The following is a 13,205-nucleotide window of genomic DNA, read 5'->3' as shown; positions in this document are numbered from 1 at the left end:
AACCCTATTGGGATAATAGCAGGGCAATTTGGTAGGTCGCCCAGGCGGCAAAGTAGGCGAGGGCGAATAAATAAATAGTAAAGCCTGCGGTGGCTTTTATCGAGTTGGTTTCGCGTTTGACCACGGCAATGGTGGATATGCATTGGGGCGCATACACAAACCAGGCGAGGTAGGCGAAGGCGACCGGCAGGCTCCAGCTTGCAGCGAGGGCAACGCCTAATGCGGCATCGACTGATTCGCCGCCTACGGCGTAAACGGTTGCCAAGGCACTTACGGCTACTTCGCGCGCGGCCATAGCGGGAATGAGCGCTATACACATTTGCCAGCTAAAGCCCAAGGGCGCGAACAGCGGTTGCATCCATTGGCCGAGTTGACCGGCAAAGCTGTATTCAATGGCGGGTTGGGTTGCGCCTACTGGTGCACCGGGGAATGTAGCTAAAAACCACAGCACTATCGAGAGCGCAAGAATAATGGTGCCTACGCGGCGCACGAAAATCCAAATACGTTCGCGCAGCCCGATTAATAAATGGTAGGCCATGGGCCAGCGGTAGCTGGGCAGCTCCAGCAGGAGTGGATATTCCTCGCGAGTTTGGTTGCGGCGCATGATCCAAGCGACTAAGGCGGCGCTGGCGACACCGGCGAAGTAGAGTGCAAACAGAGTTAAGCCCTGCAGGTTGAAGATGCCCCATACCGTTTGCTCGGGTATAAAGGCGGCGATAATCAGGGCGTAGACTGGCAAGCGCGCCGAGCAGGTCATGAGTGGGGCGACCATGATGGTGATAAAACGTTCGCGCGGGTCGGAGATAGTGCGCGTGGCCATAATGCCCGGTACGGCACAGGCAAAGCTGGACAGCAGCGGGATAAACGAACGGCCAGAGAGGCCTAGGCCGCGCATGGGGCGATCAAGCAAAAAGGCGGCGCGGGTGAGGTAGCCAGTGTCTTCCAATACCAATATAAAGAAGAACAATATAATAATTTGCGGTAAAAACACCAGTACGCCACCTACGCCTGCAATCACGCCGTCGGCAATAAAGTCGCGCAAAATCCCTGCGGGCATATAGGTGCTGACCAGTTCACTGAGTGCTCCAAAGCCGCCATCTATGAGGTCAACTGCAGGCCCCGCCCAGGCAAATACCGCTTGGAAAATGGTCAGTAAGACGCTGAACAGCACCAATAAACCGAGCACGGGGTGCATCACGATACTGTCGAGCCGCTCCTGCCAGAGCGGCAAGTGGTCGGGCTGTATCACGTTGTCTTTCACAATGTTTTCAATTTGAATATAGAGCGCTTCAACAGATTCTTGGCGATCGCTAAGGGTGAGTGCTTGCTCACCTTTGGCTAAGGGTGGTTGCTGGGCAAACTCATTGAGAACAGCGCGCAAGTCATCTACGCCTTGGCGTTTAACGGCCACGGTATCAATGACCGGAATGCCAATAGCCTGAGCGAGGCCGGCGGTATTGATGCTAATGCCACGGCTGGCGGCGGCATCCATTTGGTTGAGCGCCAATATCATGGGGCGATTGAGGCTTTTTAGCTCCATCACCAAGCGTAGTCCCAAACGTAAGTTGGTTGCATCGACTACGGCTATAAGCACATCGGGTTGTATTTCTCCGGCAAAGCTACCCAAAATAACATCTCGGGCTACCTGTTCGTCGGGGGAGGTGACAAAGAGGCTGTAGGTACCGGGTAAGTCGAGTAATTCTGCCGAGCGACTCAAACCCTGTATTTGACCGGAGCGACGCTCAACGGTAACACCGGGATAGTTGGCAACCTTAGCGCGCGCGCCAGTTAAGCGATTGAAGAGCGAGGTTTTACCGCAGTTGGGGTTGCCGATAAGTGCGAAACGTAGCGTTGGAGCAGACATGGTACTACTACCTAATGTTGGTGAAGCGGGCTAGCTGATAGGGGCGAGGCAGATTTTTTGTCGACTTTTTGTGAGGCTTTTTATCGATCTTTTGTGGCCTTTTTGTAGGTATCTTTGGATCGCTTTATTGGTAAGCCCTACCTAACAAATTTAATCAAATACTACCAGAAATCACTTCTACTCCGATTTTTGCGGCTTCGGCGCGGCGCAGCGCAAACTTAGTGCCGTTTACTTGCACTGCCAGTGGGTCTGAACCCATTAAGCCGAAACCTATAACCTTGAGCAGTGCACCGGGTAGAAACCCCAGTTCCTTAAGACGCAGGCTAACTCTCTCATCTTGTGTGCCGAACAGTGGCTGCGGCAATACTGCGGTCACGCGCAATTGCGCGCCCTTGCGGCACTGGTCTAAGCGCAAGCTGGTGAGCATGGCATCAGGAAATACAGCACTGTTCATAGTGATTGGCTCATAGATAAGTGTTGCTGAATGTAAATGAGAGTGATTATTAGAAAGAATACCTTATTTGCACAGCGGCTGCAATTTCGCACAGTAGATATTCGGATGATTTTTGTGGATTGATTGCGCTGCAACCTTGTCTTCTAAAGATGATGAGTGTCTGACGCAAGTAAACGGGCTCTATAAATGGGCTCTATATAGGCGGCACTAATCGTGGGGTTCAAGGTCGCAATTAAGGGTTTTGGGGTATTTAGCCCCCAATCAAAGCAGGGCTGTTAAGCTATAGGCCGATTTGTATATCACGTTGACTTCATTTAGGAGGGGTTATGAAGCTGGTTCAATTTGCAGGGGCAATAAAGGGCGTTGGGATTGGCGCTTTCATGGCGGCAACCTTAATTGCCTGCGCGCACAAACCGGCCCCTGAGCCGAAGGTTGAGCAAGTGCAGTTGCCGCTTGTAGATACCTATTGGCATCTCAGTGCCATAAAAGGTGTTGCGCTGAGTTATGATCAAGGGCAAAAAATTCCTTTTATTCAACTCTCGGCAACACAAAGGTTGCAGGGCTTTACTGGCTGTAACCGCATTACCGGTGGCTATGAACAATCGCTCGCGTGGCTTAGGTTTAATCAGCTAGCAACAACGCGTATGTATTGTTCAGCACGCGCGGGTGGGCTTGAGGCGAGGCTATTAGAAGGGCTTAATAGCAGCGCAGTTTTTCGTTTGGCGCAAAATCGTTTGCAGTTGCTCGACTATAAGAGTCGAATAATTTTAGAATTTACCCCAGCACCTTAAGGGTTAAATCGCTGGTGGCCTGTTAGACTGATTGGCCCGCTAGAATAGCGCTCGCTCAGCCTCTTTATTATTGTCTGCTCTCACTTTAAAGGAAGTACCTATGCAAGAAGATTACCGTCCTTCGCGGAAAAGCTCCTCAGCAACCACTATCGCTGTGGTAGTCGTATTAATTATTTTGGGCGCAGTAGCATTCTTTTTTATGCGCGGTGAAAAGCCGACGCTAGAAACTCTGATTAAACCTGTAGCCGTAGCGCCCATTGTTGAGCCAGAAGTAGCGCCAGCGCCAGTGCCTATGGTTGATTATGAAGCACCGAAAGAGCCAGAAGAAGTGCTCGAGCCACTGCCTCTTCTCAATGAAAGTGACAGCGTGATACTAGATGCACTTAATAGTTTACGTGGTGAGGGCTTATTGAATTTGTTGGTGCCGCAGGAAGTGCTGCGTAAATTTGTATTAGCCACTAATGCGGTTGCAGAAGGCAAGATAGTCACTGAGTATCGTCCAGTCGTATCGCCACCGCCGCCATTTAAAGCGGAGAGCTATACCGTAATGATAGAGGGCGAAGCCGTTGAGCAGGAGCGTATAGGCGCGGCTAATTTTGATCGCTATGAAACCTATGTGACGACGCTTGCATTAATCGACTCCAAAGCTGCCGCCGCGCTGTATTTTCGCTTTTATCCATTATTGGAAGAGGCGTTTACGGAATTAGGTTTGAAGAAAAGCAACTTTCACTCGGTGATGATTGCAGCGATTGATAATGTGTTAGCGGCACCTGATGAGCGCGGCGATTTATTATTGGTTCACCCTAAGGTGTTTTATCAGTTTGCTGATCCTTCATTGGAAAAACTGCCCCAAACTCACAAGTTAATGTTACGTATGGGCCCTGAAAATGCGCGCAGTGTTAAGGCCAGTTTGCGCCAATTGCGCGCAGCCATAATGGCGCACTGATCTAGTCCGGTGCATTTTTTTTGCTAATCATTTTGTTTTAAAAAAGGGTCGCATTGATGCGGCCCTTTTTTATTGGGTAGATGGGTAACTTTTTCTGCTTTTTTAAACAAACCCATAAAAATATTTTTTGTGAGTTTTGGCGCGCAAACCATCCAGCTTGTTGATTTATAAAGAAATTAGTCAAAACTTACGCGATAAGATGCGCGCCTCAATGTGTTGACAACGTTGTCCAGTCGGTTTACTGTTGGTTTCACGACAACGTTGTCTGCTGATGGCGATTGTAGGGATTAGTTGAAAACACACACATACATAAATTGCTTTATTGCGGGAGCAAACCATGCAAAACAAACTGAGTGCAGCTATTAAACTGGCTAACAGACGCGTAATTCTTTTGGGAACTGTAACGACTATCGCCTTGGCGAGCAGCGTTTCTGTAGCGCAAGCCGCCACCGGTGATGTTGAAGAGGTAATGGTGTCTGGTATTCGCGGCGCCCTGAAAAACTCTGTCGATATCAAACGCAACTCCACCGCGTTAGTGGATGCGGTTTCCGCAGAAGACGTCGGTAAATTACCTGACTCTGACGTAGGGCAAACTCTTGGCCGTATTCCTGGTGTAAGTGTTGGGCGCGCATTTGGTCAAGGTGCTTCCGTGTCTATTCGCGGTTCTGATCCACAAATGACTTACACCACGCTCAATGGTCAAGCAGTTGCCTCTACTGGCTGGTACGACCAGCAGGCGATGGATCGTTCGTTTAATTATTCTCTGCTGCCTTCTGAATTAATAGGCGGCATGGATGTGTATAAATCTGCGCAAGCTGATCTCGCCGAAGGCGGTATTGGTGGCACAGTGGTGGTAAAAACCCGCAAGCCGCTGGATTTGGATGCCAATACTATTGTGGGCAGTCTCAAGGGCAGCATAGGCACAGTAAGTGACGAGTTTGCACCTGAGCTTTCTGGTTTGTACAGCTGGAAAAATGATGCAGAAACCTTTGGTGTGTTAGTGGCCGCAGCTAAAAGTGAAGGTGACTATATTCGTCGTGGTGTTGAATCTGATACCCGTTGGGCCGCAGATGTTGCACCAACTACGTTTGTACAAGAGCGTGAACGCACCGCCTTGGATGTTAATTTGCAAGCGCGCCCCACCGATAATATCGAATTGGGTTTACATGCATTAACCATGGAGTTAGTGGGTAATAACTCAAACACCAGTCATTATATTTTTCATGATGCAAATTGCACTGCGCGCAATACTGACGTTAGTTCTGGCTTTAACCCTAACGGCGTGTGCTTAAGCAGTAATACTACCGCGGCCAATGCAACTGATGCTTTTATTCAAACCTGGGCGCGTGTAGGTACTATGACCTCGGACAGCTTGGCATTTAATGCCAGCTATACCGGTGAAGGGTTTAAAGCTGAGTTTGTAACAGGTAAAACCAGTGCTGATGGTGGTACTGATATGACCACTAACTATTCTTATGGCTCTTGGACTGCAGGCTCAAGCTTGCCTAAGTGGGCTGGTGTGATTGATGCAACAGGCAAAGAAATTGTTGTTAAACCATCGCAAAGTCAAGCGACCTTGGTCAGCCAATTTAGCCCTACAACTGGCCCTGGCGGTTCATGGGCGACAACGCGTGGCCCCAATACCGATGAAGAAACTTTCACGCAATTAGACTTCACGTTTGATTTGGATTTGGGTGCAATTAAATCGTTCAAAACTGGTATTCGTACTACTGAACATGAATTTGAAAAGCGCACTGAGCGCTCAGTCTTTAATGCTACGGCCACTACCGTCAATACTGCTTCACTTTACAGCGGTACTATTGCGATGGGCACGCCAGGTTGGTCATCACCCAAACCGAACATTGGTGCCATGATGGCAAATACCATGGCCAATATCAGTGGTTGGGTTGAAGAGCGTCCCGGTTATGGTTTGTTGAATGAACAGAATCAAGCTTGGTACGGTATGTTTAATTTTGAAGCCGATGCAGTGCGCGGTAATTTTGGTTTGCGTTACATTTCTTCGGATGTTTATGCCAGCGGTTATGATCTAGATGGCACTGCGCTTGCGGCTGGTGATGTAGGGCAAAATGCTGGTTGGAGTAAGCGTAAGGTTAAAGAGTCAGCAGATTACAGCGATATATTACCGAGTGTGAACGTCGCCTTTGACTTGAGTGATGAGTGGGTGTTGCGTGTTGCTGCATCGCAAGCGATTACTCGCCCCAATTATGAAAATATGTTTTTGGGTCAGCAATCGGGTTGGCAGGATCAAGTTGCTGGCAATGAAACTGTAACACTCGGTGATGTGGGCTTGGCGCCGATGAAATCCAGCCAAGCTGATGTGAGCTTGGAATATTATTACGGCGATGGCAATATTGCCTCTGTAACATTTTTCACCAAAGACATTTCAAACTTCATCACCACAGAAACCATGATCAATCAAAAAATTGGTGTCGTAAGTCCTGACAGCGGTTTGGATAGTTGGACTGTAAATCAATATGTAAATGCCGGTGGCGGTGAAATTGATGGTGTTGAATTGCAAGTGAATCATGCCTTTGATAATGGCTTTGGTATTTCTGCTAACTACACCTACGCTAATGGCAATGCCCCTGCCAGTAGTTTCCAAGATGATATTGGTGTGTTCACGCTTTCATCTAATCACAATGCCAATTTGGTAGGATATTGGGAAAGTGACGAGTTCTCTGCGCGTGCGGCCTATAACTGGCGCTCTAAATACATGGTGCGTGAAACTGGTTGGTACGGCAATCGTATGCATGATGCCTACGGCACCTTGGATTTAAGTTTTGGTTGGAATGTTACTGAGATGGTGAATGTTTCATTGGAGGCTACTAACGTTCTTGAAGAAAATGATATTCAATATGGTGCTGCAGAAGCCTATACCAGCGTAAAAGATCCATTGAAAGAGGGCTACCCTGCATGGTCATTTATGGGTGAAGCTGTTTATAAGCTTGGTGTAAATGTTAAGTTTTAATGCTTAGCTTAAGCTGCATCTAGCTTGGTTAGTAACATAAATAAGCCCCGAACTTTTCGGGGCTTATTTATTTGTGGCGGGTAGCTTTTTTAAATAATTATCTGAGTATTAATGTGTGCGATTAAAAAATTGAGGAGTCTGTTTTTGTCGTTATTGCTTCAAGCACCTTCATGCCTTTATAAGAATTGCCGTTAGAGTTTAGTTTTGGACTCCACACGGCAATGGCGTATTTACCTGGGTGAATAGCAACTATACCTCCGCCCACACCGCTCTTGCCGGGCAATCCTGCTCTAAAAGCAAATTCGCCCGCTTCGTCATAGAATCCACACATTTGCATAACGGCATTAATTCGTTTGGTTCGCTGGGGGCTGATGATCACTTCATTTGTTATGGGGTTTACACCGCCTGCCGCTAGAAACAAAAAGGCTTGTGTTAGTTCTTTGCAGGTCATCTCAATTGAGCAGAGATGAAAGTACAAGTCCAGAACGCGCTCTACATCATTATGTATATTGCCGAAATCTTTCATGAAGTTGACCAAGGCATAATTTCTATAGCCAGTACTCTTTTCTGATTCAGCGACTTTTGAACAATAATTAATTGTTGCTACGCCCGATGTTTTGCGAATGAACGCCAGTAACTCACGTTTTGGGTCGCCCAAGCACGACACTAAGATGTCGCAAACAACAATAGCGCCAGCATTGATGAAGGGGTTGCGAGGGATACCATTTTCATATTCTAACTGTACCAAAGAGTTAAATGCAGAGCCTGAAGGTTCTACACCTACACGATTCCATAAATCCTCCCCGACGCATTTTAAGGCCAAGGTGAGTGATAATACTTTGGCGATACTTTGAATGGAAAAGGCCTCCTCTGCATCGCCAAAAGAATATTGCAGTTGCTCGACGGTGGTAAGGTAAATACCTAGCTTTGTGGGGTCTACGTCACTGAGTTCCGGAATGTAGGTAGCGACTTTACCGTAATCTTCAGTGTGCTCAAGGTCGGCTGCGATTTCTCGAAATATATGTTGATACTCTATCGTTGGGCTCATGTGTACTGGTCCGAGGTGGCATAGGTTGCTAAGGCGCTAAACGCAGGGCTGTTGTTATAACGCTTATGGAAAGGGTTATAGCACCCACCAGGCTTTAATAAACGACGTATAACGGTGTATATATTGTGATGGCGCTAGATTGTTGGCAGGTGTGGGCTTGATGTTAAGCGCGCGCAAGCGCGGCGCAGTCTAACAGAGTTGGTTGCGCTAGTCGTGGCGAGAGATGAGCGGCGGGAAAGAGGTTAAAAATCAAAAAAAGAATTGAGTGTTAGACGTCCGTGCACTGGATCGCTACTGATGCTGACGTCGGCATTTATGTAGGGGGCGTGAAGGAGTGAGCCAGGGTAAATAATGAGGCGATTGAACTTCGCTTCGATAAATCCGATTTTGCTAAATAGCTCAGTGGAATCGCGAAAGTAAGTTTGCTGAGGGCGGTGTTGGTTTAGTTCCTCATAATACGTATCTAAATAGTGTTCGCGATTATCGGCTGTTATGCGCGCAAGCCCTGTTGTTTTGTGCCGATAAAAGGCGGTGCCGCCATGCTCTTGACCACACAAAAATAAAAGCACAGCAGTGTGATACTGGGTGCTGGCATCAAAGTGTGGTGTAAGTTGTAGTGGGCCTAATTCTTGCGGTTTCATGGTCATGAGTGAGAAGGCGCAAATACTTTTGCGAATATCCAGTTCGGCGGGCACATTAAATTCGCTTTTTAATAGTGGCTCTAAAAAAGTAGTTAAGGTGTAGGAGTAATCCTCAGGCGCTTTAGCGCGGATGCCGGGGTAGCCTTTTTTTTCGTTGTAGCCGGGGTAGGGGCTAAATTGCGCGTGGGTCGCTGTTGCGCATATAGTCTCCGGTTGCTGTAAAAAATTATCTATAACCAATATTGTGCTGCCGTCGATTTTAAGTCGACTTAGCTGTGGCGGATGATTGAGGAAATCAGCGTGTTCAGTCATAAATGTTGCTATAAAAAATGAATGATTTAAAGGCAATAAAAAATATTGAGTATGAGGCTAGCATTAAGCTCGGAAAGGAGCAACTTGCGCGTGGAATGATTTTAGTTAGACGTTTTTTGTGTTTTCGGAATGCGACTAGAATGCGATTAATAGAGTCTAGATGTGTAATTCTTTATCAGGCTTTTAGTGGTAGAGATGTTACATTCTCGCGGAGCCATTATTTTTCACGATATTACGCGGAATCATTTGACAACGTTGTCTTTGGTGCGTAATCTGAAATAGTTCGCTGCTACTAGGCCTGTACTCTCCTCGGGTTCTAGTGTCAGTGTGAGTTCTCTAGAGCGTAGTAGTGGTCTTGTGGTTGGCACTTCGCGTGAGTGCCAACCTTTTTTGCCCCTAAGGCTTTGACGTCGCGCTAGAAAGGTTAAGGCGATACGGTCTGAGCTTAATTTTCGCTAGGTTTTGTTTTCAAGTTTGCGCCTTTAACGCTGAATGAGCGATTAGAATAGCGCCCGATTTTGGACGGTGGCCCTGTGTGTGTTCAGGTGCGGCCGATGCGAGTAGCAATGAGGTAGATATGGGTAAGCAACCCTTGAGTGATCAGGCTTTGTATATAGGTATTGATGGCGGAGGCTCTAAGTGTCGCGCGCGTATTTTAACTGCGGATCAGCAGGTGCTAGGCACTGGCGTCGGTGGCCCAGCAAACCCCTATCACGGGGTTGAGCAGGCGAAGTATTCCATTCGCACTGCTGCAGAATTGGCCTTGGCAGATGCGCACTTGCCAGAATCGCAGTTGAGCCAATTGATTGCGGGCATTGGTTTGGCGGGCGTAAATGTGCCCAGTCTTTATAAAATGATGAATGAGTGGCAGCACCCGTTCGACAAAATGTTTTTAACCACCGATTTACACATCGCCTGTTTGGGCGCGCACAATCGCGATCAGGGTGCGGTGATGATTGCAGGTACCGGCTCTTGTGGTTATTCATTTGTAAAAAATCAGTCGCTTATTTTGGGTGGCCATGGTTTTCCCATGGGCGATAAGGGCGGTGGTGCCTGGATGGGGCTTGAAGCGATTAAGGCCATTTTATTGGCTTATGATCAGCTTGGGCCAAGCACGGTGTTAAGCGAATTAATTGGTGATCACTATCAAGCGCGCGGTGTTGCCCTGGTTGATAAACTTTGCGGGGCCAAGTCGAGTGATTACGCTCAGCTGGCTATTTTTATTCTCGATGCGGCGGATGCGGGCGATACAGTTGCACGCACTATAGTGCAAGAGGGTGCAAATTATATGAGCGCCGTCGCGCGTCGCCTCTGGGCCACTGAACCTGAGCGCATGTCAATTATTGGTGGCCTTGCTCCACGGCTAACAACCTGGATGGATAAAGAAATTGTAGATTGTCTGTCACCCGCCGTGTATCAGCCAGAATTTGGTGCGGCTTATTATGCGCGGCAGTGCATGGAATTGCGGGCTATCTAGTTGCTCTTAAGCTCCTTAGATTTTTAGCATTATTTTTTAATCAATATTGCACGATGTCTCAGTGGTATTAATCATGCGATATAAACCAAAGCAATATAAATAGGAAACGACCATGAATCACAACGCTAATTCGTCTGCTGCTTCTGCACGTCCTTCGGCACCGGTTTCCATGTTTGTCCCTATGCTTATTATAGGTACGTTATTTTTTGTATTCGGCTTCGTTACTTGGCTCAATGGTTCGCTCATTCCTTTTTTAAAGATTGTGTGTGAGCTTAATGAGTTTCAAGCACTCTGGGTTACCTTTGCTTTTTATATTGCCTATACCTTAATGGCTTTGCCTGCTGCAGCCGTTTTACGCCGTGTAGGATACAAAACAGGCATGGTGTTGGGCTTAGGGATTATGGCGCTGGGTGCGGTGATGTTTATTCCTGCTGCTAAAACCAGTTGGTATGGATTATTTTTAATTGCATTGTTTACGCTCGGCGGTGGTTTAACTTTGTTACAAACTGCCTCTAACCCTTATATCGTGTGTATTGGACCGCGTGCCAGTGCGGCTATGCGCATTAGTGTTATGGGGTTAATTAATAAAGCGGCGGGTGTGGTTGTTCCTTTGGTATTTACCGCGTGGATTCTCACGGGAATGGATCAGTTTAGCGGTGATGCATTAGCGGTTTTGAGTGAGTCTGAGCGCGCACTACGTTTGAGTGAGTTGTCATCTCGTTTGGTGTTTCCCTATGGATTGATGGCCATAGTGTTAGTGGGGCTCATGTTGTTTGTGCATTTTTCACCACTTGCAGAATTACAATTCGATGATGAGCCGCAAGAAAAAGCGGATGATGGAAAAAGTATTTTGCAGTTTCCACAATTAATTTTAGGCGCTGTTGCACTCTTTACCTATGTGGGTGTTGAAGTCATCGCAGGGGATACGATTGGGTTGTACGGCAGTTCACTGGGCGTTACGCACTTTGGTTCGCTCACCTCATACACCATGAGCTTTATGGTGTTGGGTTACATTATTGGTGTGGTCGCCATTCCCAAATATTTGCAGCAAGCGCACGCGCTTTTAATGTCGGCTGTGTTGGGTATTGTATTTACCGCTGGTGTTGCGCTCAGCTCAACGGCAGATATGAGTATTTCACAGGCTTTGTTGGGCTGGGCTGGTATAGCGCCGGTACCGAATAGTGTGATGTTTTTAGCCTTGCTCGGTTTTGCGAATGCATTAGTGTGGCCCGCTATTTGGCCGCTGGCACTCGAAGGCTTGGGTAAGCATACCAGCACAGGTTCAGCGCTGTTAATTATGGGCATTGCTGGTGGCGCGCTCCTGCCTTTGGTGTATGGCCAATTTGCACATCTGTCCGGCAATAGCCAAGCCGCTTATTGGATGATGATTCCCTGTTACCTCTTTATTCTGTTTTATGCGCTTAAGGGCCATAAGCTGCGCGCCTGGAAATAATATCATTTTGGTGTGTTTGATACTCACAATGCTAATGTATGTGCGAGGGTTTTATGGTTAAGCAGCGATTTTTAGCCTTAGATGTCATGCGCGGTTTAACCTTGGCGCTGATGATTTTGGTTAATACACCTGGCTCATGGGAATATGTTTACAGCCCTTTATTGCACGCTGATTGGCATGGTGTAACTGCTACAGATTTTGTGTTTCCCTTTTTTCTGTTTATTGTGGGCTCTTCCATGTACTTCTCAGTGCGTGGTTTGGCGCAGCGCACGCGTATGCAGCAGGCAACAAAAATTCTACGGCGCGTTGCTCTGCTTTTTGTTATTGGTGTTTTACTTGCTGCTTATCCTTTTGCTCAGCCGCTAAATGAATGGCGCATTATGGGTGTCTTGCAGCGCATCGCTTTAGCGTACGGTGCTGCCGCATTTATTATTTTATATCTTGGTTTTACTGCACGTATGTTGCTCGGTGCTTTTATGTTGCTGAGCTATTGGGCATTGATCGCGAGCTTTGGCAGTGACCCATTAAGTTTGGAGAATAATTTGGTTCGCCATTGGGATCTTATTCTTCTCGGTGAGAACCATTTGTGGCAGGGCAAGGGCGTGGCGTTTGACCCTGAAGGCGTGTTGAGCACCTTGCCAGCAGTTGTCAATGTATTAGTGGGCTTTGAGGCAACGCGCGTGCTACTAAGCGCGCAAACAAAAAGTGCCGTCACAGCAAATTCCAGGCAGGGTAAGGCAAGCCTCTCGACGTTTACAGTGCTCGCTATGACTGGTTTTTTGATGATTGCGTCTGGGCTTTTATGGCATCCATTATTCCCCATGAATAAGTCATTGTGGACGAGCTCTTTTGTGCTGTTAACCTCGGGCGCGGCCATCCTCTTTTTATTGGTATTGTTGCGTTTGGAGCGCAGCCCTGCGCCGCTACTTCAGCGGGTTGTAAATCCGGTTTATCTCGCCTGCGCCATTATGGGAAAAAATCCTCTCTTTATTTATGTGTTGTCTTTTTTGTGGGCGACAACTCTTTATGTGGTAACAATTGGTGATCAATCGGCTTATGACTATCTGTATCAGTGCTTCAGGGCGTTTGCCAATCCTTATTTGGCCTCCTTGTTATTTGCACTCATGCAGGTCGCCTTGTTTTGGTTGGTTGCTTGGGTATTGCACAAGCGCGATATCATCATCAGCTTATAGCATTTGTAAGTACGACTGACATAAGGTCGGTTTGATG

10 protein-coding genes are annotated in these 13,205 nt (G+C 47.4%); 6 read left to right on the top strand and 4 right to left on the bottom strand.

What is annotated here, in order from left to right:
• Window positions 1–4: 4 nt before the first annotated feature.
• Complete coding sequence (feoB, locus tag AC0KUT_RS15670; protein ID WP_488831330.1) at window positions 5–1,864, bottom strand: ferrous iron transporter B; 1,860 nt, start codon at window positions 1,862–1,864, stop codon at window positions 5–7.
• Between the two features lie 154 nt (window positions 1,865–2,018).
• On the bottom strand, window positions 2,019–2,318 hold the full coding sequence (locus AC0KUT_RS15665; RefSeq protein WP_488831329.1) for a FeoA family protein: 300 nt from the start codon (window positions 2,316–2,318) through the stop codon (window positions 2,019–2,021).
• A gap of 326 nt (window positions 2,319–2,644) precedes the next feature.
• Between AC0KUT_RS15665 and AC0KUT_RS15660 the strand changes: the two genes are divergently transcribed.
• From AC0KUT_RS15660 to AC0KUT_RS15650, 3 genes are all read left to right on the top strand, one after another.
• The gene (locus AC0KUT_RS15660; RefSeq protein ID WP_488831328.1) at window positions 2,645–3,109 is read left to right on the top strand and encodes an META domain-containing protein; all 465 of its coding nucleotides are present in this window, start codon (window positions 2,645–2,647) and stop codon (window positions 3,107–3,109) included.
• A 100-nt stretch (window positions 3,110–3,209) separates the two neighbouring features.
• A complete protein-coding gene (locus AC0KUT_RS15655; protein ID WP_488831327.1) occupies window positions 3,210–4,055 on the top strand; it encodes a DUF3014 domain-containing protein in 846 nt (281 codons plus the stop codon).
• Between the two features lie 337 nt (window positions 4,056–4,392).
• Window positions 4,393–7,044 carry a TonB-dependent receptor gene (locus AC0KUT_RS15650; protein ID WP_488831326.1) on the top strand — a complete coding sequence of 884 codons (2,652 nt, stop codon included), beginning with the start codon at window positions 4,393–4,395 and terminating at the stop codon, window positions 7,042–7,044.
• A 121-nt stretch (window positions 7,045–7,165) separates the two neighbouring features.
• Here AC0KUT_RS15650 and AC0KUT_RS15645 read toward each other — a convergent pair whose 3' ends face one another.
• Window positions 7,166–8,092: a glutaminase gene (locus AC0KUT_RS15645; RefSeq protein ID WP_488831325.1), complete on the bottom strand. Its 927-nt coding sequence runs from the start codon at window positions 8,090–8,092 to the stop codon at window positions 7,166–7,168.
• Between the two features lie 242 nt (window positions 8,093–8,334).
• Window positions 8,335–9,045 carry a DUF6445 family protein gene (locus tag AC0KUT_RS15640; RefSeq protein WP_488831324.1) on the bottom strand — a complete coding sequence of 237 codons (711 nt, stop codon included), beginning with the start codon at window positions 9,043–9,045 and terminating at the stop codon, window positions 8,335–8,337.
• A gap of 577 nt (window positions 9,046–9,622) precedes the next feature.
• Between AC0KUT_RS15640 and nagK the strand changes: the two genes are divergently transcribed.
• The 3 genes from nagK to AC0KUT_RS15625 all read left to right on the top strand — a co-directional run bounded on the left by nagK (window position 9,623) and on the right by AC0KUT_RS15625 (window position 13,168).
• Entirely contained in the window at window positions 9,623–10,522 is a 900-nt protein-coding gene (gene nagK / locus AC0KUT_RS15635; protein ID WP_488831323.1) for an N-acetylglucosamine kinase, read from the top strand.
• A gap of 112 nt (window positions 10,523–10,634) precedes the next feature.
• Window positions 10,635–11,975 (top strand): sugar MFS transporter, encoded by a 1,341-nt coding sequence (locus AC0KUT_RS15630; RefSeq protein WP_488831322.1) that lies wholly within the window; start codon window positions 10,635–10,637, stop codon window positions 11,973–11,975.
• A gap of 53 nt (window positions 11,976–12,028) precedes the next feature.
• Complete coding sequence (locus AC0KUT_RS15625; protein WP_488831321.1) at window positions 12,029–13,168, top strand: acyltransferase family protein; 1,140 nt, start codon at window positions 12,029–12,031, stop codon at window positions 13,166–13,168.
• The last annotated feature ends 37 nt before the right edge of the window (window positions 13,169–13,205 follow it).

This window comes from Cellvibrio sp. 25HG11W-0, assembly GCF_057815475.1.
Note: the sequence above shows the minus strand (reverse complement) of the source record. Positions and strands in the feature narration are given on the sequence as shown.

What these genes read in the sequence shown, in the direction of transcription:
- feoB (WP_488831330.1), bottom strand. Translation starts at nt 1,864, where the DNA reads ATGTCTGCTCCAACGCTACGTTTCGCACTTATCGGCAACCCCAACTGC.
- AC0KUT_RS15665 (WP_488831329.1), bottom strand. Translation starts at nt 2,318, where the DNA reads ATGAACAGTGCTGTATTTCCTGATGCCATGCTCACCAGCTTGCGCTTA.
- AC0KUT_RS15660 (WP_488831328.1), top strand. Translation starts at nt 2,645, where the DNA reads ATGAAGCTGGTTCAATTTGCAGGGGCAATAAAGGGCGTTGGGATTGGC.
- AC0KUT_RS15655 (WP_488831327.1), top strand. Translation starts at nt 3,210, where the DNA reads ATGCAAGAAGATTACCGTCCTTCGCGGAAAAGCTCCTCAGCAACCACT.
- AC0KUT_RS15650 (WP_488831326.1), top strand. Translation starts at nt 4,393, where the DNA reads ATGCAAAACAAACTGAGTGCAGCTATTAAACTGGCTAACAGACGCGTA.
- AC0KUT_RS15645 (WP_488831325.1), bottom strand. Translation starts at nt 8,092, where the DNA reads ATGAGCCCAACGATAGAGTATCAACATATATTTCGAGAAATCGCAGCC.
- AC0KUT_RS15640 (WP_488831324.1), bottom strand. Translation starts at nt 9,045, where the DNA reads ATGACTGAACACGCTGATTTCCTCAATCATCCGCCACAGCTAAGTCGA.
- nagK (WP_488831323.1), top strand. Translation starts at nt 9,623, where the DNA reads ATGGGTAAGCAACCCTTGAGTGATCAGGCTTTGTATATAGGTATTGAT.
- AC0KUT_RS15630 (WP_488831322.1), top strand. Translation starts at nt 10,635, where the DNA reads ATGAATCACAACGCTAATTCGTCTGCTGCTTCTGCACGTCCTTCGGCA.
- AC0KUT_RS15625 (WP_488831321.1), top strand. Translation starts at nt 12,029, where the DNA reads ATGGTTAAGCAGCGATTTTTAGCCTTAGATGTCATGCGCGGTTTAACC.